The organism is Pseudalkalibacillus sp. Hm43, from assembly GCF_054170705.1.
This window is the reverse complement of sequence record NZ_CM135129.1, coordinates 1,124,723-1,144,081: the sequence shown is the minus strand read 5'-3', so window position 1 is coordinate 1,144,081 and position 19,359 is coordinate 1,124,723. Positions and strand designations below refer to the sequence as shown.

The following is a 19,359-nucleotide window of genomic DNA, read 5'->3' as shown; positions in this document are numbered from 1 at the left end:
TTAAAAAGAATGAAATTAGGAGAGCGGTACCTCGAAGCCGAGGTACTGCTTCATCTTTATAAGGGCACGATTATTCGTCCATCCACATTGATGATTTCAAAGGAAATTCACCGGTAGAGAGTGGGTTTCAGAGAAATCATCAACCACTATTAATAGAAAGGACAAGGGGCTTAAATGAATGACATGACTACAACTTCGTCCACACATCGGAAAAGAGCACTGTTCTTGTCCCTCATTCCAGGTCTAGGACAGCTATATAACCGACAATACATGAAAGCCATCGCGTTCTTCATCTTGACGGTCTCCTTCATCATCGCTTTTAAAGACCTACTTAATATGGGTTTATGGGGGATTGTCACACTAGGGGAGAAACTACCACGAGACCACTCCATCTTCCTGATGGTAGAAGGAATCATCGCCATCCTTGTACTGCTCATCGGTTTAACCGTCTATGCCTTGAACCTGTATGATGCGCATGTGAACGGTAAAAAGCGAGACCTGGGACTGAGACTTCACTCGATCCGAGAACAGTATCGAAATGTTGTGGATACTGGTTTCCCATATTTGATGCTATCACCTGGTGTATTCTTGCTGATTTTCGTTGTTATTTTTCCGATTTTATTCGTTATCTTACTTGCGTTCACAAACTATGATTTATATCACTCACCACCTGCAAAACTGGTGGATTGGGTCGGGTTTCAGAACTTCATTGATATTTTCCGCCTAGATATTTGGAGAAAAACATTCATCAGTGTTCTAAGCTGGACGATCATCTGGACGTTTGTCGCTACAACGATCCAAATCGCAATCGGGATTTTCTTGGCAGTACTTTTGAACCAGAAGGATCTCAAGTTCAAGAAGGTATTCCGTACGATTCTCATCTTACCTTGGGCGATTCCAGCGTTCGTATCGATCCTTGTTTTCGCTGGTATGTTCAATGAGACGTTCGGTGCTATCAACAATGATCTATTAGCCACTTTCGGAATCGATCCGATTCCTTGGCTGACGAATCCGTTTTGGGCAAAAGTAGCGCTCATCCTGATTCAATCGTGGCTTGGATTCCCGTTCATTTTTGCAATGGTAACCGGTGTGTTGCAATCCATACCTGATGAGCAATACGAAGCGGCGACAGTAGATGGTGCAACAATGATTCAGAAGTTCCGTACGATTACGTTGCCGATGATCTTGTATGCAATTGCACCGATTTTGATTACGCAATACACGTTCAACTTCAATAACTTTAACGTCATCTTCCTCTTTAACGGAGGAGGTCCACCAATGCCTGGACAGACAGCAGGGTCTACAGACATCTTGATTTCATGGATCTATAGTTTGACGTTGGAATCACAACAATATGCGAAAGCTGCAGCGGTTACGATGGTCCTTTCGATAATCGTCATTTCCGTAGCGCTATGGCAATTCCGTAGAACGAAATCGTTTAAAGAGGAGGATATGATCTAACATGAACATGAAAAAACAGAAAATCATCCGCCTCACACTGTCGTATATCGCTATTTTCATCGCACTCGGAATCGTCATTTATCCGGTGTTATGGATAGTCGGGTCTTCCTTCAACCCAGGGAACAGTTTATCGGGTTCGACGATCATTCCGAAGAATGCAACGCTCGCACACTATAAAGAACTGTTCGATCTCGACCAAAGCAACTACTTGAAGTGGTATTGGAATACGCTGAAAATCTGTACAATCACAATGGTTCTATCAGTCACGATGATCGCATTGATGGGTTACACGTTTTCACGTTACCGTTTTGTCGGACGTAAGAATGGTCTGATGACTTTCCTTATCCTTCAAATGATTCCAAACTTCGCAGCATTGATTGCGATTTACGTTCTTGCAGTACAAACGGGATTGATCGATACGCACCTTGCGTTGATTTTGCTCTATACCGGTGGACTGTTACCGATGAACACCTGGCTTGCAAAAGGATATTTCGATACGATTCCGAAGGAGCTGGATGAATCCGCACGTATTGATGGTGCAGGGCACTTCCGTATCTTCTGGCAGATCATCTTGCCACTTGCGAAGCCGATCCTTGCGGTCATCGCGTTGTTCAGTTTCATTACACCGTTTGCTGATTTTATCTTGGCAAAAGTCATTTTGCGTAGTGAGGAGAAATACACCCTAGCGGTCGGGCTATACAATCTGGTGGCAAAACAATTCGGTGCCGAATTCACCAAGTTCGCGGCAGGTGCCGTATTGATTGCGATCCCAATCTCGCTATTGTTCCTTTCTCTACAACGTTACTTGATCTCTGGACTGACAGCAGGGGGTACAAAAGGATAATCGACCCTTGGTTGTCGTATAGGGCACACGTAATTATGGTAAAATGGAGCTAGTAGTGTCGGACAGGAGGAAGCATACATGGGTGTTACAATTAAAGATGTTGCCAAACTAGCAAATGTAGCTCCCTCTACAGTATCTCGTGTTGTAGCGAATAATCCGCGAATCAGTGAAGAAACGAAGCGAAGAGTCCGTGAAGCGATGGATTACCTAGGGTATCATCCGAATTTCACGGCTCGGAGCCTCGCTAACAGAAGTTCGAGGGCAATCGGAATCGTCATGCCGAGCTCGGCTGAAAAGGCATTCCAAAACCCGTTCTTCCCTGAAGTATTACGTGGAATCAGTACCAAAGCACATGAACAAGAATATACTTTGTTGATGTCGACTGGTACGACTGAAGAGGAGATCTACAGAGCCGTCGTAGGAATGGTGCAAGGAAGAAGAGTCGATGGAATCGTCCTTCTTTACTCAAGGGTTGATGATCGTATCATGAATTATTTATATGAACAGAAGTTTCCGTTCACGGTAATCGGAAAGCCATATAAACATGATGACGAAATCAATCACGTTGATAACGATAACTATCGAGCGGCGAAAGAACTGACTGAATGCCATATCCAAAATGGACATGAACGGATCGGGTTCGTCGGGGGGAGCTTGAGCCTCGTCGTGACCACCGATCGATTGCTCGGATATGAAAAAGCGTTACAAAATGCAAAGATTCCTTATAAGAGTGATTATGTCATCCATGCGGACTTTGCAGTTGAAGAGGGACGGAGAGCGGTTTCCGAACTTATGACGCTCGATGAACCACCAACTGCCCTCGTTGTTACAGATGACTTGATGGCTCTTGGAGTATTGAGGATGCTCGATGATATGAATATGAGGGTACCTGAAAATGTATCCGTTTCCAGTTTCAACAACGCCATGATTGCTGAATTAGCAACTCCATCTCTTACATCGGTGGATATCAACATTTATGAACTAGGTTATCAGGCCGCGAACACATTACTTCGCTCCATTGAACAACCTGATTCACCACCGCAGATGATTAAAGTGAAGCATCACATCATAGAGAGGCAATCGAGCGGGGACTTGAATTGTTAAAAGAGCGACAGGGATAACCTGTTCGCTCTTTTTTTATATGGAGTCATAGATAGGACGAAGGTACCAATTTCTAAGATGGGTAGCGTTTTTTCTTAAATAGAGTGCGATTTTTCTAAAAGGAAAGGTGTTTTTTCAAAAAACACCTCTCAAATTTCTAAAAGAACAACCTCTTTTTCTAAAACAACCATCTGTAGCCAAGCAATTTCCTAAAGGATTTCTCTGAATGTTATGGAAATGGTAAAGTAACAGAACTTATGAGGTGCAAACCATGTCAAATCAAGCCTTTCCGTTCCCGTTCACGAAGGATCAGTATGCTTATTCAAATAATTCTTCTATACTCGATCCTGCTTGGACGGTGACGGTTACAGAGGATTACAAAAAAGAAATCGAACTGAAGCGAGAGTTGCTTCAGCAAAACCATTCGCGTTGTTTCCGATCGCTTCCCATTTCACTTGAATCACAATGGGAAGTGATGCGGCTTGTTTTCACTCAACTCGCTGAAGCGTATCCTTCCCATTTTTCTTTTACGCAAAAAGGGAAAGAATGCCGGTTTCAGAATCATCTTCTTAATGAGGAAGAGAGGTTCATCTTCAGGGACAACACTTCCATCAATCTCGAACCGTTGGATCTGGCAGGAAGGCATGTGCAGGAAGACTTGATCTTAATGGGTGACAGAAGCGATGGTCTGTTTCTTGAGGCGGGTCAGTTATGCTTTCCTTCCAATTGGTCGTTGACGTTTGTGCTCGGGATGGAGTTCAAGTCAATCCATCATCCAGTCCCCGACATCACCGACAATGGTTTTATTGATAAGGTGGAACGATTCATTTCACGGATCCGTCCCAATACAGCATGGGAGAGGAAAAACTGGTCCATCACGATTTCTGAAAAACTGGATACACCTCTCGAAACGTATGCGGACTGGGGAAGGCTGAGGCAATCTGTTACTGAAGAGAATGCGGGGAAAATGGTCCACCTGAGAGTGGAAGTGCAACGGTTATTCCGCTTGCCGGTCAACCATGATATCCTGTTTTCCATTCATACGTATCTTTTATCTTTAGAAGATATCGTGATGAATGAGGAATGGCTGACGCTTTTCTACCTGAACATCAAGACATTGGACGAAGATATCGCTGATTATAAAGGCATCTCTCAATATAAAAAAGAAATACTGCGATATGTTGAAAAAACGATGGCTGAAAAAGAGACGATGAACGGATGAGTAAACAAACAATCATTTTAACAGATCAAAACAATATGGAACGAGCACATGATCGGGGAACCGAAATTCAAAAGGGTGGCGGCAATTGTGTGATCCTTTGTTTAGAAGAGGAGAACGACCTTGAAAAAAAGCTGTCGCTCCAGCCTTTGGGAGCTCAGATTGTGATTTTTGCGGAAACGGCTTTCATCCAAAACCTCCGACAGCTCGCTTTAAGAGTAGGATTTAAACAGAGGGATATAAACGTGATTCCAAGAGAGGAAGGTCCGATGAGTGCTTTCTGCTCTCAGTGCCATCACATCCAATCCCTCACAAAAAAAGAGTTTGCTTGTGAGAATTGCCATCAAACCATTGAAGCTTCTGATCACTTTTCAGCGTATCATCAAGCGTATTTGGCCTATCCTGTTTTTACACAAAAGAGATGATGGATCAAAAGGATGAACACAGTCATGCAAAAGTTTTATCAACTGAAGGTCCGGAAAACTGAATATATCACTCCTACAATCAAGAAGATCACCTTTACTTCGGAAAGTGAAAAGCTTCCTCACTTTGGAGCTGGCTCTCATATTTCACTAAAACTACCGATGGGCACGAGGCAATATTCGCTTATCAATGATCCGCTCCAGGACGAATCTGAATATACGATTGCCGTGAAAAATGTCGGGAAGGAAGGTGGAGGGTCCTCATTTATCCACCATCATGTAAAACCGGGTGATTCCATCGAAGCAGCTCCGCCTGAAAACTATTTTCCGATCCGATCGGAGGCTCGTCACCATTTATTCTTGGCAGCTGGAATCGGAATTACGCCATTTCTATCCATGATGGCTTTCCTTACGCAGACGGGTCAACACTTCGATCTCCATTATGCTGGCTCGAGCGCTAGTGAATGTGCCTTTTACCCTATGATCAAAAAACGTTATTCGGATCACGCTCATTTTTACTTTATGGAGAGGGAGCAGAAAGAAAAAGAGCTCCAAAGAGCACTTCGTAACCAATCCGTCGGTACCCATATCTATATTTGCGGACCCTCTGCATTCATGGATCATTATATGACGTACTGTAAAGCGCTCGGATATCCAGATGAAAATATCCACTCCGAGCGGTTCCGCCCTGCAGGTCGCATCCAAAATCCGAAAGCTTTCCGGGTGACGGAGGAACGATCAGCCAAGACGCTGTATGTAGATTCAGATCAAAGCTTGTTGGAAGCGTTGATTGAAGAAGGGATCATGGTACCTTATGCCTGTCGCATGGGTGTATGTGGGACGTGTGAAGTCGAAGTGTGTAACGGTTCCGTCCTTCATAATGAGACGTTTTTGACTGAAGAAGAAAGAAAAGAGAAGATGCTTTCATGCGTATCGCGTGGTGAAGGGCAGATTACAATCAAAGTGTAAACTACTGTTTTAAAAGTCCTTCCAAAACCCTTCTGAACGGTTGCTGTTTTCGGACAGATTCCATCTCTGTCAGAGGACAGTCCTTTTTCTTGATTCGATCAAGTACATCATTCATCGAAAATAGCTCAGGTCTCAATTGATCATTCACTTCATTCCAAAAAAGAGGAGTCGCCACAAGCGCTTCCTCAACACCTCTCATCGAGTACGGGGCAATGATCGTCTTTCCCTCTGCATGTTGTAAGAAGTCGATATAACATTTGGAGCCGCGATTTTCTTTCATCCTTTCAATTGTAAAATCATCCGGAAACTGGTTGACTAAGTATTCAGCTATGAACTTCGTGAACATTCGGGTGTCCTCATAGGAAAACGCCCCGATTTGTAGAGGGATGTAGATCTGCAGGCCTTTGTTGCCGGACGTTTTTACAAAACCAACTAATTCCAAGCGGTCAAGAATCTGCTTGATTTGCAGTGCAGCTTTAATCGCAAGTGAAAAATGATCTCTTGAAGGAGGATCGAGATCGAATACGATCTCAGTCGGGGAGATCGAATCGATCGTATTGAACGGAATATGGAACTCAAGCGCAAGTTGATTCCCTAACCAAATCAGGCTTGCCAGGTCATTACAAACGATATAATTGATCTTTTCATGGAGATCTGTTTGGATGAACTCTGGTGCATAATCTGGACAATTCTTTTGATAAAAAAAGTCATCATACATACCATGAGGGTATCTTTTTACCGTCAAATGTCTGTTCTGCAAAAAGGGAAGCATGCGTTTGTGGACTTCAATCAAGTATTGTAGATAACTTTGTTTTGTGATGTCCTTTTCCGGATACAAGACTTTATCGAGACTCGTCACTTGGATTGTTTGACCCTCAATGTTCAGTTCTCCATTTGCATTTGAAGTGCTTCCCATGTGCAATCCTCCCAATGGATGTCCAATCTGAATTGGATGAATCTCGGATGTCTTAACTGCATTTGATAGATTTCAAGGAATTCCAACTCCACACAGATGCGAGGTGTGACCTCGATCTGATTGTTGCGTTTCCTCACTTGGTTTTTTTTCACAATCTGGATCAGCGCTTCTCTTTCCTGACCTTCCAGACCATGAGAAAACAGTCCGATCGGCTGTAGTTGTTCATCGTTCACGACGGCAACGTGAAAATATCCGTTTCCTTCATCAAGTCCAATGACGATGAAGAAGCCGCGATACAGTCGTTTCACCTTCAACCAATCATTCGTCCGTTTCCCAGGTACCCATACGCTGTTTCGCCTTTTGGCTACCACACCTTCACCTTTAGACTCTTTAACCTGTGCAAAAAGTGCGTCTCCATCATCTGAAAATGGAATCCATTGAATCGGACTGTGATGTTCCTTGTTTACAGTCGGGTACTCTCTTCCGTCCACCCATTCCTCTAGGAATCGTTTCCGCTTATGAAAAGGTTCATTCTTCAATAGGTTACCGGATCGCATCAATAGATCGAAGACCAGATAGGTCGCTGGTGTTGCGGTTACTTGTTCTTGGATTTTGGCTTCTTTTTTCATGCGGCCACGCTTCTGGATCTTAGAAAAGGATGCTTTTAATGGAGTATCCAATATACATAGTTCACCATCCAATAAAATCGGGAGATCCTCTGAATGCTGTTGGATTTGTTCCGCTTCGTGTACGATCTCAGGAAATTCTGCCTTCAACGACCGTAAGTTTCGACTGTACAGATCGATTTCGGATTCATCGATATAGAGGAGGCACCTGAAACCGTCGTACTTGATTTCAAAACACCAATCACTTCCGGCTGGCAGCTCAGAAGTGAGGGTGGGAAGCATCGGTTTGTAGCGCATCATTCACTGCTCGCTTTTTTCTTACGGCTGCGTGTCGTTTTCTTCTTTTTCGGCTTCGTATCGTCAATACTTGCTTGCAACGCATCCATAAGGTCGACGACATCCGCTTTCGGTCGTTGTTTCGCCACCTTGATTTGCTCGCCTTTGACTTTGCTTTGGATGGCTTCCATCAAGGCTTCACGATAATCATCCTGATATTTTTCCGGGTCGAATTCAGTGGTCAACTGTTCAATCAGTTGTATGGCCATCTTCAATTCTTTATCGTTCAATTCCATTTCCTCAGGAATGTCTGGAACAAGATCGATGTTACGAACTTCATCTGGAAAATGGATCGTTTCCAGCAAGAGTCCTTTTTCATAAACACGGACGACAGAGAGGTGTTGTTTGGAGCGGATCATTACTTTAGCGATACCGATCTTGCCGGACTCTTCCATGGCTGTTTTCAATAGCGTGTAAGGTTTCGAGCCGTTTTCACCCGGTCCGATGAAGTACGAGCGATCGAAATAAATCGGATCGACCTCAGACAAGTCTACGAAATCCATGATTTCAATCGACTTCGTCTGCTCTTTGGCGAGGGCATCCATTTCGTCTTTTTCCAGTTCAACGAACTTGTTCGGCTCATATTCATACGCTTTAACGATTTCGCTCTGCTCCAATGACTTTTCACAGCCTGTACAGGTTTTTTCATACTTGATCGGACTATGGTCTTCTTTATGGAGTTGTCTCATTTTAATGTCTTTATTTTCAGTGGCTGCAAAAAGCTTGATTGGAATCGTCACTAAACCGAAGCTGATGGAGCCTTTCCACATTGTATGCATACCGAGACATTCCCTTCATCCTTTTACCTTTAATGTGAGCGGAGAAGGACGATTCCATAATTACCAGATTCTACTAATGGCGGAAAAGCAGAGTACGACAACGGTCTAGTCTCTAATAATCATCCAAATTCCGAAATGATAAGCGGAATTGAGAATTTATAATCCAAAATCAGAAATTATGAACCAAACCCGCACTTCTTCACACAAAAAAAGCGGCTCCACCAGAGCCGCTTTACCGTCATCGTCATCCACTGACGATGATTCCGCCATTGACATGGATCATCTGTCCGGAAATATAGGTTGAGTCATCGGAAGCAAGGAAGACATAGCTAGGGGCAACTTCGTCCGGTTGACCTGGTCGTCCCATCGGTGTGTTTTTCCCGAACTCTCCGACATGTTGAGCATCGAACGTTGAAGGGATGAGCGGTGTCCAGATCGGACCAGGTGCGACCCCATTGACACGGATTCCCTTCGAAACGAGACTTTCGGATAACGAGCGGGTGAACGCGACCATAGCCCCTTTGGTGCAGGAATAGTCGATCAGATGGTCGTTCCCTTTATAAGCAGTAACGGATGTTGTGTTGATGATCGTACTGCCGTTTTTCAAATGAGGAAGCACGGCTTTCGTCATATAAAAGCAGGAGAAGATATTCGTGCGGAAGGTCTGTTCAAGCTGATCCTGATCGATCTCTTCGATTCCGTTCTTAGGATGCTGTTCTGCCGCATTGTTCACGAGGATATCGATTGTACCGAACTCTGCCATGACCTGTTCCACAGCGTTTTCACAAAACGACTGATCTCCGACATCGCCGGCGATGGGCAGACATCGTTGTCCTTCCTCTTCCACTTGTCGCTTCGTTTCATTTGCATCTTCATGTTCATTCAAATACATGATGGCAACGTCCGCACCTTCTTTCGCATAGAGGATTGCGACCGCTTTTCCGATCCCACTGTCACCACCAGTAATGATAGCCTTTTTACCTTTTAACTTGCCACTGCCTTTATAATAGCTGTCCTCCGTTTGTGGGGTGGGGACCATTTCAGATTCAGTTCCTGGCTGATGGTCCTGGTGCTGAGGTGGTTGTCCAGTCGGTTTTTCTTCATGAGGTGAGAAAAAAACAGGTTGAAACATCGTATGAATTTCCCCTTTCCTTTTATCAAAATAAGAAGTACAAATTCGTTCCTTATACTATTGCCGTTTTATTCAAATCTAATCACCGACGACTTTATTATGGTTTGAAAGTCCCATACGTCAGGGAAGGGGATAGTGACAATTGTTAAGGAGGAATGAAAAGTGATCATTGATAACGTTCGACTCTATAGACCAAATAAGGATGATGATCCTGAACAGGTTCATCACATTTTAGTGGAAAACGGAACCATATCTGAAATCAGAAAAGGACGTTCCCCTGAGCAAGGAGACCATGTCTATGATGCTGATCAACGGACGATCATGACGAGCGTGACAGATTCCCATCTGCATCTTTTGCGTTACGGTCTGATGAAGGTTGAATTGGACTTGAGAGGCGTTCACTCATGGGAAGAGCTGAAAAGGGAAGTACGAGATTATTATCCGTACATGGAAGAACATGATTGGATCATCGGTCGGGGATTGGAAGATGATGATTTTACAGACATGGATCACCCGCTGACCGCAAAAGACTTAGAGGAAATCCATCTTCATAAGCCAATGTTCTTCATGCATCGAGATGGACATGAATGTGTCGTCAATGAAACGGTACTGAACAAATTGAAAGAGGAAGAAGATTTCTTGGAAATGGTACCTGATCAATTCATTGAAAAAGATGAATATGGAGAATGGAACGGCCGGTTCAAGGATACGGCTGTCCATTACATCAAACGTCATTTCCGAGCGAGACCGAAAGACGAAGCGAAAGAAGCGATCGAGGCTGCCATCCCCTATCTGTTAAGAAACGGTATAACTTCTGTCCATACCGATGACTTGAACTTCATCAAGGAATATTCATTGTTGATGGAGAGCTATCAGGAGCTTGAAAAAGAAGGGAAGCTGCCTGTGGATGTGTTTCTACACTATTACATCTTCCAAAAAGAAGATCTGGAGCATTTCCTTGATGAATTTGAAGTACGCTCAGGTGACGGAAGTGAAAAGGTGAAGGTTGGTGCGATAAAAATTTTCCTTGACGGAACACAACGCTTGCATACAGCAGCAATGAGAATGCCGTACCATGATAAACCGGATACAGCAGGTGATCTCATCTATTCCCAACAAGAACTGAACGAGATCGTTCGCCTCGCATCTGAAAATGGCATGCAAGTCGCGATGCACGCACTCGGTGATCGTGCAACGGAGCAGGCAATCGCAGCACTTGAACAATCGGAAGTCGATGTGGAGAAGCTGAAACACCGCATCATCCACGCGCAGACATTGGGACCAGATTTGCTGGATCGAATGAGAGAGCTGAAACCATACATCGAGGTTCAGCCTTCCTTTTTGATGGATGAATATGATGAGAAAGCAGATTGGGTCGGGGAGGAACTCGCTCCTTATTGCGACGCATTCGGTTCGTTGGAAACAAACAAAATCCCTTATACGCTCAGTTCGGATGCGCCGATTGGTGATCTTAATCCATTTGTATCAGTGTTTGCAGCGGTCAATCGTACCGACCTCAACCATCAACCAGAAGGAGGATGGGTCCCGTCGGAGAAATTAACCGTTGATCAATCCTTTGAAGGGTTCACGTATACACCAAGGCTCCTGGAGTTCCAAGAGAAGTCGAAAGGACGCTTAGAGGAAGGATATCAAGCGGATTTCATACTCATAGATTCACATCCATTACAAGTGGACCCGAAAGAGTTGCATAACATACGAGTAGAAGAAGTTTGGGTAAAGGGAAATAGAGTGTATTCTCCTGAAGGGGTTGTCAGCTAGCTCTGTAACACGGAATGTTTTCGTTTCTGTTATAATGGCAGTATTAGTGGCATTGAGGGAGATTAAGGGATGAAAATGAAAATCGAATTGACCAATGACGAAACCAAACAATTGATCGACCTATTCGACCATTATCATGACACTATTCTGTCAGAATGGCTTAAGGTCGCCTCGATTTCAGAGGATGATCCTTACCGCGATGAAGTTACGGTCAACGGTGGGCATACCATCCGTTTGATCGTAGCATACATAAGTAATCCAGAAACGGATTTGATCGTCCAGCTGACAAAGAAGATTGCCCGTGAGAGAGTAGAAGCCAATGTCGGGATAGGTGAATTCATCTCGAACATCAACCTGGGCCGCTCCATCATCTACCGTGTATTTAGCAAAATAAATATTTCGGAAAGCTATCAGATGAAGTATCTACTGGTAGTGAATGATTTCTTTGATCTATATATGTTTCATGCAATTACAGAGTATACGAATGTGAAAGACTCCATCATCCAAAACAAGAATCTGTTCATTCAAGAAATGCACAGTGATCGTCTATCGATTCTTGGCCAGGTTGCAGCCAGCTTCGCGCATGAATTCAGGAACCCGCTCACTTCAATCAAAGGCTTCATCCAAATGATTGAAAAAGAGGCAAAGCCGGAAACCGGAACTTACTTCAACATCATCAAACAAGAATTAGAAAGTTTGGAAGCTAAGATTACCCAATTCCTGTATTTATCCAAAATGAAAGGTTTGGACGATGAGTCTGAAATCTTTCCTATTGATCATGTCGTCAGAAGGATGCTGGAATTCCTCTACCCGAGGTTCTTGGATGAAAACATCAATGTCTATCATGAATTGGAAAAGGATTTGTACATGTTCGGGGTAGAAGAGCAGATGAAACAAGTGCTTCTCAACATTCTTAATAATGCAGTGGAAGAGCTATCGAACATGGACAAAGACCGTATGGTGAACGTCAAACTATTCGAACATGATGGTTTTATCCATCTGAACATCTCTAATAATGGTCCGATCATTCCAGAACATTTATTAGAGGATATTTTCGAACCTTTCATCTCTACTAAACAGCTCGGAACAGGATTAGGTCTATCTGTTTGTAAACAGATTGTTGAAAAGCATAAAGGTAGCATCCAAGTTCACTCGACTGAAGACGAGACAACCTTCCTGATGTCATTTCCGATTGCATCTATGAAAGGAGACCAACATGACAACGATACATTACAACGCCAGTGATTTGAAAAAAGCGATTGAGGAAGATCCGGTTTTCAGCGAAAAGAGACCTGTTTTGATTTGCAATTCACATATCACCGGGTTAGCCGTCTCAAGGGGATTAGGTCGTAAAGGGATTCCTGTCATTGCGCTTGACCGGGAAGATCGAGGGCTTGCCTTTTCCTCAAAGTACGTCACCCAAAGAGGAATCTGTCCGAATCCAGTTGTAGCGGAAAAAGCGTTCATACAATATTTGATGGACATCGGACCTGCTTTTGAGAAAAAGTGTGTGTTGATTCCTTCAATGGATGAATGGGCACTCTCTCTTGCAAAATATGCAGACCAATTGTCTGAGTATTATATTTGGCCATTCTCAAAATACGAAACGATTGAACAAATCCTCGATAAATCACAGCTTTACCAAAGAGCGAAAGAACTGAATATCCCTGTACCAAGCTACAAAAAACTGACAGAGGAAAATGAAGCGTCCCTACCGGGGGATATCGGTTTCCCAATGGTATTGAAGCCAATAAATAAACGGGCTTTTTATGATGCTTTTCAGGAAGGATTGTTCATTGCATCGAATCGTGATGAGTATGAAGAAATGACCGGAAAAGCAAAACAAGCTGGACTTGAGTTGATTGCCCAGGAATATGTGGATGTCGACCGAGACGGTTATGTGACGATTGTCATCTATATGGACGGTGAACAGACACTGAGAGGTGCACTCGCGGGACAAAGATTGGAAATTTATCCACCACGTTCCGGAACGACTTGTCTCGTTCAATCAATCGAGGCTCCTGAACTGACGGAAAGAGCGGTCTCTGTATTAAAGGAATTTTCTTATGAAGGAATTGCAGAATGCGAATTCCTATATGACCAGAAGGATGGAGAATACAAGCTCCTTGATATCAACACGAGACCTTGGAAGTGGATCGGACTTCCGATCCATTGTGGAGTGAACTTGCCGCATCTCCTTTATTCTGCTGTGAACGGTGAACCATACTCCCAACTTGAACCGACAGTCGGTGTCAAATGGATTTATACGAACGACTACAAGAAACTGAAAGCAAACAATGAAGGGCTATTTGAAGGAGACATTTTAAGTAAAGAGGAATGGCTTGAGATCCTTCAGAACAAAACGGACGGTAGTAAGCTCATCACTACGGCGGTCGAATCGCTAGATGACCCGGAACCAGCTTATCGACAATTGCAAAACTCGTTTTCGAAACGGACCTATTATTGTCCTTGTTAATAGCTAGAATTGAGCTGAGGATTCACTTGAGTGTCATACACTTGAGCGGATCCTCAGTTTTTTTATGTCGTGAAAAAATATAAAAGTTATAGATCACCCTAAAAAGCGATTTGTCTGAAGCTCCTGTTAAAAACCATTCCATTTATAAACAAGATAAAGGCAGCTTCTCTCAGCAGAATCCACTGGAATCATCGAGTTGCTTTCAGCAGTCTTCCGCTCTTTCAAATACAATCGATTGTACCGCGGAATAACAGGAAAGCATGCTTTCTGAACAGGTGGAAACCGGTGGAAAGTTTCGAAAAGATATTGAACCAGTATGAACCGCTTATCAAAAAGACGATTAAACGATTCCATTATGTCGACGTTTATGATGAACTTTTTCAAATCGGAAGTATTGCACTATGGGAAGCTTATGAAAGATACGACTCAGACAAAGGGCATTTTCCTTCGTACGCCCGTTCTTATATCACTGGTAGAATCCTGCAAAGGTTGAACCAATCATACTTCGTTACTACAGAAGCTTCAGATCAACTTCTCGATACGATCTTAGGATATGAAGTGCCTTTTCTGGAATCTATGATTGTTGAGGAGTACATGAAAAACTTGTCCGCAAGGGAGCGGCTGTATGTGAAGTTCGTACTGATTCATCAGGGGAGTCAGAAAGAGTTGGCAAAAAGGGAAGGGGTCTCATATGAAACCGTCCGTTCTTGGAGAAAGACCGCACTTGCTAAATTAAGGATAAAAGGGCATGCAATGAACAACATATGAAAAAGGGCAGCGACCCTTCATGTGATAGAGGGGTCAACTGCCTTCCGTGTTTCTTACAAATGATCCGTTTTCTTCGAATATTGTCTTGAGCCTTTTTTGATATTGGCATCCTGCATTTCATTTTTCATTTCTTGCCGTGCTTGGTTATCCACTTTCTTCTTGTCGTTATCTTTCGTGTTCGACATCCGAATCCCTCCTTAACGTTTAATCTAAACGTTAAGAGCAGGAATTATTCTGAGTCGACAGCTGAATCCAGGAAGTAGACGGCCAGTGTTCCTGGTCCGGCATGGGCTCCGATTGCACAACCGATCGTATTGACCATGACATTTTTGACTTTCAATTGGTCTTCGATCATATCTTTCAACTCATTTGCACGGTTCAGATCATCCGCATGAGAAATCGCGACGATTTGATTTTCAAATTCACTGCCGCGTTCTTGAATCAGTTCCATCAATCTTCCAAGTACCTTTTTGCTGCCTCTTACTTTTTCAAGAGGGAAGAGCTTTCCTTCCTCCATATGGAGGACAGGCTTGATTTTTAACAAACCGCCAACAAACCCTGAAGCTTTGGAGACTCGTCCACCACGAACAAGGTATTCCAAATCATCTACTGTAAAAATGTGTTGTATTTTGTCGATGAGGGTATGTGTGAAAGAGACGAGACCATTCAAGTCTGTCGTTCCTTCTTCAATTTTACGAGCGATGTAATAACCGATCAGTCCATATCCGAGTGATGCACTTTTTGAATCGATGATCTCCAGGTTCGGTTCGATTCCTTCTTCTACAAGTTGATCTCGGACAAGACATGCGGTCTGATATGTACCTGATAATCCAGAAGACAGGGTTAGATAAAGGGCTGGTTGATTGTTCTCCGCCAATTTTTGAAACATTTCCTTCATACGGTCAGGTGGTACCTGCGACGTTTTCGGAACAGCTCCATCTCTCATCATCGTATAAAGAGAAGAAGGCTGAATTGTTTCTTTGTCATAATATTCTTCCTCATTCACATGCACGACCAGTGGGAGGACTTCAATCTTATGTTCGTCGATAATATGCTGAGGCAGGTCACAGCCTGTATCCACAATTAGTTGAATAGACATAGTTACACCTCACAAAATAATTACAATTTCATCACTTTTCTTTAAGTGTAGCTTTGTAAAATGTAAAAAGCAATGGATTGTTTATAAAATGCATTGACAAAGGGAAAGGATATTTGTTAAAAATAGAACGTTCTACTTGGAGATGAAAGAAGGGATTCATATATGGCAGTTATATCCGAATTGAAAAAAATTACAATTATCCTGCTCGGAGCAGTGCTCGGCGCTGTTTCTTTGAACTACTTTTTGATACCCGCGAATGTATACGCAAGTGGGTTCACAGGTATTGCCCAGTTGCTGGCGAGTGTTCTGAAAGAAACACCGATTCCTGCATCGACCGGTATTCTATTGTTCATACTTAATATTCCTGTTGCTATACTTGGATGGCTCAAGGTCGGGAAATCATTCACAATATACAGCTTTTTCAGTGTTGCAGCGACAACATTCTTTTTGGAAGTCATTCCGATTAAAGTCATTTCTGAAGATATCCTTCTGAATGCAGTGTTCGGAGGTGTCATTGCTGCAATCGGTATTGGGTTCACGCTTAAATGGGGTGCATCGACAGGTGGTATGGATATCGTAGCGATGGTGTTATCAAGATTGAAGGACCGTCCAATCGGCATCTATTTCTTCACTTTGAATGCATTCATCATTTTGACTGCAGGTCTTTTATACGGTTGGGAAAAGTCATTATACACACTCGTAACGTTGTACGTCACTTCCCGTATCATTGATGTCATCCATACCCGTCACGAAAAGCTGACAGCAATGATCATTACGAAAAAAGGTAAGGAACTTCAACAAGCGATTCATGAGAAAATGATCAGAGGGATTACGAAGATCCCAGCCAAAGGCGGATTTACGGATGAAGAAAAGGAATTGTTGATCATCGTCGTTACACGCTATGAATTGTATGATCTCGAACATACGATCAAGGAAGTCGATCCACATGCCTTTACGAACATCGTCAACACGACAGGAATCTTCGGGTTCTTCAGACAGGATTAGAATATTGATTTCTTTCGAAATGGCTCGCTGTTCCCGCAGGAGTGTTGCAAATTTCGTTGCGAAATCAATAATATAAAACCTAAAGATAAAAGGGGTTGCCCAATTCAGTTGGGTAACCCCTTTTTACTTACGCGTATGAATTCTCAAATACTTCCTGTACTTTCGGAACAATGCTGTCCCAATCGCCATCCATCGTTTTGTTAATCGTTATGAAATCCTGGAATCCGAAAATAGATTCAACTCCATCAATACCAAGTAGAGCTGAAGCCACCTCATCGTCTGGATTATCTCCTTGTTTATAGGAGAGGCGTCCCTCGAATAAAGCTTTATTCGCTGAGAACTTCAGTGCATTTGGGTTAGGTGTTCGATCGATAGTAAATTCTACTGCCATGTATAACCATTCTCCTTTCATACTTTCTTTCATTGTATCAAACTTGCATAACCAGCGTCAGTCAAAACGAAAATCCATACCGTTTTGAAATGACTTCATAAAAACCTAATGAATTATAAAGGTGTTTTGTCACAACGTTATTGATCCCCGTTTCCAGTTCAATCGATTTGATACCGGATTTCTCAGCCCAATGGACGACATGTAGGAGTAATTTCCGTGCGATACCTTTATTCCTCAAGTCCTCTTGTACATAAAGCTCATTGAGCCACATGTAATGTCCACCACGCGCAAGACTGATTCCGATATTGAAAAAGGCGATCCCGACAATTTCTTCATCCATTTCAGCCACAACGATATATGCGGTATCTGTACTTTCCAGGGCAAGATGTATACCGGTCATGATCTGATCGTAAGTCCCGGAATTTTCATTGGAGATACGTTGCTTTGTAAGTAGTGACGCAATTTGTTCTCTTATTTCGTTCGATGCATCTTTTTGAACTTCATACACTTTCATGGTGTAACCCTCCTATAGCCCACTTTCCTAATTCAATGTAACAGACAATATTCCTGCTATGTAGTGGAAAATATACATAATTTCATTTTCTTTTGAAAAAACAGAAACTTTTTACCTAGTTTATCCGTCTAAAAAAGAGGACGAACTTAATGAGCGACAGTATATGTACGTAAAGAACTATTTTAAAACGAATGTATATAGAAACATTCGTCCTGAAGGAGTGCGATATGACGAAGCAATCCGTTGTTTTTTGGAGTGGTGGAAAGGATTGTATGTCTGCCCTTGAAAAAATGCAAGAAAAGAACGGTGAGATCGCCTACCTCGTGACCACCTTTGATGAAACTTCACGACGTGTCCCTTTCCACGGCATACATATCCGATTGATCGAGTCTCAGGCTGAATCATTGCAGATCCCTTTGATGAAAATCCCTATCCCTCCACAAGCGTCAAACGAGGAATACGAATCAATTCTTCAAAGAGCTCTGACAACCTTGAAAAAGCAAGGTGTTGAACAAGTTGTGTATGGTGACATTCATTTAGAGGACTTACGTCAATATAAGGAAGCGTTGCTGGAGCCCCTTGGTTTATCTGCTTCTTTTCCATTGTGGGACCAATCTACAGAAGATGTAGCCAAACAATTCCTACAAAAAGGTTACGAAGCCCTCATCTGTGGAATTAATTGTGAACGAATAGAGGATGAAGAGCTGGGGGAACTTTATACTGTTGATTTTCTAGACAGGTACAAAAGTCGGATTGATCCTTGTGGCGAAAATGGAGAGTTTCACACCTTCGTTCAAGACGGTCCGTTGTTTACAAAGCCTGTACAACCGGTTATTTGGAAAAAGACGCACACCATGTACGACCGTTATAAATATCTTGAATTAGACCTGGATGAAAAAACATACTGAGGAGGTCGTAAGCATGCCTACGTTGGTTTGTTTTGGAGATAGCTTGACTGCTATGGAAGAAAGTAGAGATGGATATGAACGATTGACACCCCGTTTGAGAAAGCAACTGTCAGAATGGACGATTGTCAATTCCGGTATTTCAGGTGAAACGACCCGGGCAGCTCTTGCAAGACTTCAAGAGGATGTTCTGAGACATTCACCTGATTTGGTCACAATTCTGTTCGGTTCGAATGATGCGAGTGAACATCGACGCATCAACTTGCAGGAATATGAACGCAATCTCGAGATCATGATCGACAGGATCACACCCAAGAAGACGATTCTGATCAGTCCGCCACCAGTGATTGAAGCATCTCAAGAAAAGCGCAACAACAAAGAGTTGGAACGATATGCCCAAGTTACGCGCAAGATCGCAAATAAGCGAGGTTGCTATTTCATTGATCTGTGGAATTATTTCATACAAAATGATCTTTATAAAAAGATGCTTGTGAATGACGGACTCCATTTCAATGAGCGAGCTTACCTGTTCCTATCGGAGCTCATCATCGATCAGATCAAATCCATTAAAGCGAAGGCTGTATAAAAAGAGGATTGACCGACAATGGTCAATCCTC

The 19,359-nt window shown here is 42.9% G+C and carries 21 protein-coding genes; 13 read left to right on the top strand and 8 right to left on the bottom strand.

Translation table 11 applies throughout. The annotated features are described in order from the left end of the window. Positions 1 to 174 precede the first annotated feature (174 nt). From ACXQIQ_RS06090 to ACXQIQ_RS06065, 6 genes are all read left to right on the top strand, one after another. Positions 175 to 1,461: a sugar ABC transporter permease gene (locus tag ACXQIQ_RS06090; RefSeq protein ID WP_439299663.1), complete on the top strand. Its 1,287-nt coding sequence runs from the start codon at positions 175 to 177 to the stop codon at positions 1,459 to 1,461. A gap of 1 nt (position 1,462) precedes the next feature. Further along, the gene (locus ACXQIQ_RS06085; RefSeq protein WP_439299664.1) at positions 1,463 to 2,305 is read left to right on the top strand and encodes a sugar ABC transporter permease; all 843 of its coding nucleotides are present in this window, start codon (positions 1,463 to 1,465) and stop codon (positions 2,303 to 2,305) included. A gap of 78 nt (positions 2,306 to 2,383) precedes the next feature. Further along, complete coding sequence (locus ACXQIQ_RS06080; RefSeq protein WP_439299665.1) at positions 2,384 to 3,409, top strand: LacI family DNA-binding transcriptional regulator; 1,026 nt, start codon at positions 2,384 to 2,386, stop codon at positions 3,407 to 3,409. A 268-nt stretch (positions 3,410 to 3,677) separates the two neighbouring features. Beyond that, positions 3,678 to 4,628, top strand: a complete 951-nt coding sequence (locus tag ACXQIQ_RS06075) for a heme-dependent oxidative N-demethylase family protein (protein WP_439299666.1) — start codon at positions 3,678 to 3,680, stop codon at positions 4,626 to 4,628. Further along, positions 4,625 to 5,050, top strand: a complete 426-nt coding sequence (locus tag ACXQIQ_RS06070) for a hypothetical protein (protein ID WP_439299667.1) — start codon at positions 4,625 to 4,627, stop codon at positions 5,048 to 5,050. Before ACXQIQ_RS06075 ends, ACXQIQ_RS06070 begins: the two co-directional genes overlap by 4 nt. A gap of 24 nt (positions 5,051 to 5,074) precedes the next feature. Further along, positions 5,075 to 6,016 carry a PDR/VanB family oxidoreductase gene (locus tag ACXQIQ_RS06065; protein WP_439299668.1) on the top strand — a complete coding sequence of 314 codons (942 nt, stop codon included), beginning with the start codon at positions 5,075 to 5,077 and terminating at the stop codon, positions 6,014 to 6,016. A gap of 1 nt (position 6,017) precedes the next feature. On the opposite strand, the gene ligD (ACXQIQ_RS06060) is transcribed toward ACXQIQ_RS06065, so the two are convergent. The 4 genes from ligD (ACXQIQ_RS06060) to ACXQIQ_RS06045 form a co-directional block, all read right to left on the bottom strand. Further along, complete coding sequence (gene ligD, locus ACXQIQ_RS06060; protein ID WP_439299669.1) at positions 6,018 to 6,932, bottom strand: non-homologous end-joining DNA ligase; 915 nt, start codon at positions 6,930 to 6,932, stop codon at positions 6,018 to 6,020. Then, positions 6,899 to 7,858 (bottom strand): non-homologous end-joining DNA ligase, encoded by a 960-nt coding sequence (ligD, locus tag ACXQIQ_RS06055; protein ID WP_439299670.1) that lies wholly within the window; start codon positions 7,856 to 7,858, stop codon positions 6,899 to 6,901. The genes ligD (ACXQIQ_RS06060) and ligD (ACXQIQ_RS06055) overlap by 34 nt, the downstream gene beginning before the upstream one ends. Further along, a complete protein-coding gene (gene ku, locus ACXQIQ_RS06050) occupies positions 7,855 to 8,673 on the bottom strand; it encodes a non-homologous end joining protein Ku (RefSeq protein ID WP_439299671.1) in 819 nt (272 codons plus the stop codon). Before ku ends, ligD (ACXQIQ_RS06055) begins: the two co-directional genes overlap by 4 nt. 244 nt (positions 8,674 to 8,917) lie before the next feature. After that, complete coding sequence (locus ACXQIQ_RS06045) at positions 8,918 to 9,805, bottom strand: SDR family oxidoreductase (RefSeq protein ID WP_439299672.1); 888 nt, start codon at positions 9,803 to 9,805, stop codon at positions 8,918 to 8,920. Between the two features lie 162 nt (positions 9,806 to 9,967). Between ACXQIQ_RS06045 and ACXQIQ_RS06040 the strand changes: the two genes are divergently transcribed. From ACXQIQ_RS06040 to ACXQIQ_RS06025, 4 genes are all read left to right on the top strand, one after another. Further along, positions 9,968 to 11,584, top strand: a complete 1,617-nt coding sequence (locus tag ACXQIQ_RS06040) for an amidohydrolase (protein WP_439299673.1) — start codon at positions 9,968 to 9,970, stop codon at positions 11,582 to 11,584. Positions 11,585 to 11,653: 69 nt separating this feature from the next. Next, the gene (locus ACXQIQ_RS06035; RefSeq protein WP_439299674.1) at positions 11,654 to 12,829 is read left to right on the top strand and encodes a histidine kinase N-terminal domain-containing protein; all 1,176 of its coding nucleotides are present in this window, start codon (positions 11,654 to 11,656) and stop codon (positions 12,827 to 12,829) included. Beyond that, positions 12,801 to 14,060, top strand: a complete 1,260-nt coding sequence (locus ACXQIQ_RS06030; RefSeq protein ID WP_439299675.1) for a carboxylate--amine ligase — start codon at positions 12,801 to 12,803, stop codon at positions 14,058 to 14,060. Before ACXQIQ_RS06035 ends, ACXQIQ_RS06030 begins: the two co-directional genes overlap by 29 nt. 285 nt (positions 14,061 to 14,345) lie before the next feature. Next, positions 14,346 to 14,828 (top strand): sigma-70 family RNA polymerase sigma factor, encoded by a 483-nt coding sequence (locus ACXQIQ_RS06025; protein ID WP_439299676.1) that lies wholly within the window; start codon positions 14,346 to 14,348, stop codon positions 14,826 to 14,828. A gap of 53 nt (positions 14,829 to 14,881) precedes the next feature. On the opposite strand, the gene ACXQIQ_RS06020 is transcribed toward ACXQIQ_RS06025, so the two are convergent. Together ACXQIQ_RS06020 and ACXQIQ_RS06015 are read right to left on the bottom strand one after the other, a co-directional pair. Beyond that, on the bottom strand, positions 14,882 to 15,013 hold the full coding sequence (locus ACXQIQ_RS06020) for a DUF3941 domain-containing protein (RefSeq protein ID WP_439299677.1): 132 nt from the start codon (positions 15,011 to 15,013) through the stop codon (positions 14,882 to 14,884). Between the two features lie 44 nt (positions 15,014 to 15,057). Continuing rightward, positions 15,058 to 15,927 carry a DegV family protein gene (locus ACXQIQ_RS06015; RefSeq protein ID WP_439299678.1) on the bottom strand — a complete coding sequence of 290 codons (870 nt, stop codon included), beginning with the start codon at positions 15,925 to 15,927 and terminating at the stop codon, positions 15,058 to 15,060. Between the two features lie 162 nt (positions 15,928 to 16,089). Between ACXQIQ_RS06015 and ACXQIQ_RS06010 the strand changes: the two genes are divergently transcribed. Continuing rightward, entirely contained in the window at positions 16,090 to 16,932 is an 843-nt protein-coding gene (locus ACXQIQ_RS06010; RefSeq protein ID WP_439299679.1) for a YitT family protein, read from the top strand. A 127-nt stretch (positions 16,933 to 17,059) separates the two neighbouring features. Here the strand turns inward: ACXQIQ_RS06010 and ACXQIQ_RS06005 are convergent, their stop codons facing one another. Both ACXQIQ_RS06005 and ACXQIQ_RS06000 read right to left on the bottom strand, forming a co-directional pair. Then, on the bottom strand, positions 17,060 to 17,323 hold the full coding sequence (locus ACXQIQ_RS06005) for a NifU N-terminal domain-containing protein (RefSeq protein WP_439299680.1): 264 nt from the start codon (positions 17,321 to 17,323) through the stop codon (positions 17,060 to 17,062). Between the two features lie 61 nt (positions 17,324 to 17,384). Further along, positions 17,385 to 17,837: a GNAT family N-acetyltransferase gene (locus tag ACXQIQ_RS06000; RefSeq protein WP_439299681.1), complete on the bottom strand. Its 453-nt coding sequence runs from the start codon at positions 17,835 to 17,837 to the stop codon at positions 17,385 to 17,387. 227 nt (positions 17,838 to 18,064) lie between these two features. Between ACXQIQ_RS06000 and ACXQIQ_RS05995 the strand changes: the two genes are divergently transcribed. Beyond that, positions 18,065 to 18,745: a Dph6-related ATP pyrophosphatase gene (locus ACXQIQ_RS05995; protein ID WP_439299682.1), complete on the top strand. Its 681-nt coding sequence runs from the start codon at positions 18,065 to 18,067 to the stop codon at positions 18,743 to 18,745. 13 nt (positions 18,746 to 18,758) lie between these two features. Next, the gene (locus ACXQIQ_RS05990) at positions 18,759 to 19,328 is read left to right on the top strand and encodes an SGNH/GDSL hydrolase family protein (RefSeq protein ID WP_439299683.1); all 570 of its coding nucleotides are present in this window, start codon (positions 18,759 to 18,761) and stop codon (positions 19,326 to 19,328) included. Positions 19,329 to 19,359: the final 31 nt, after the last annotated feature.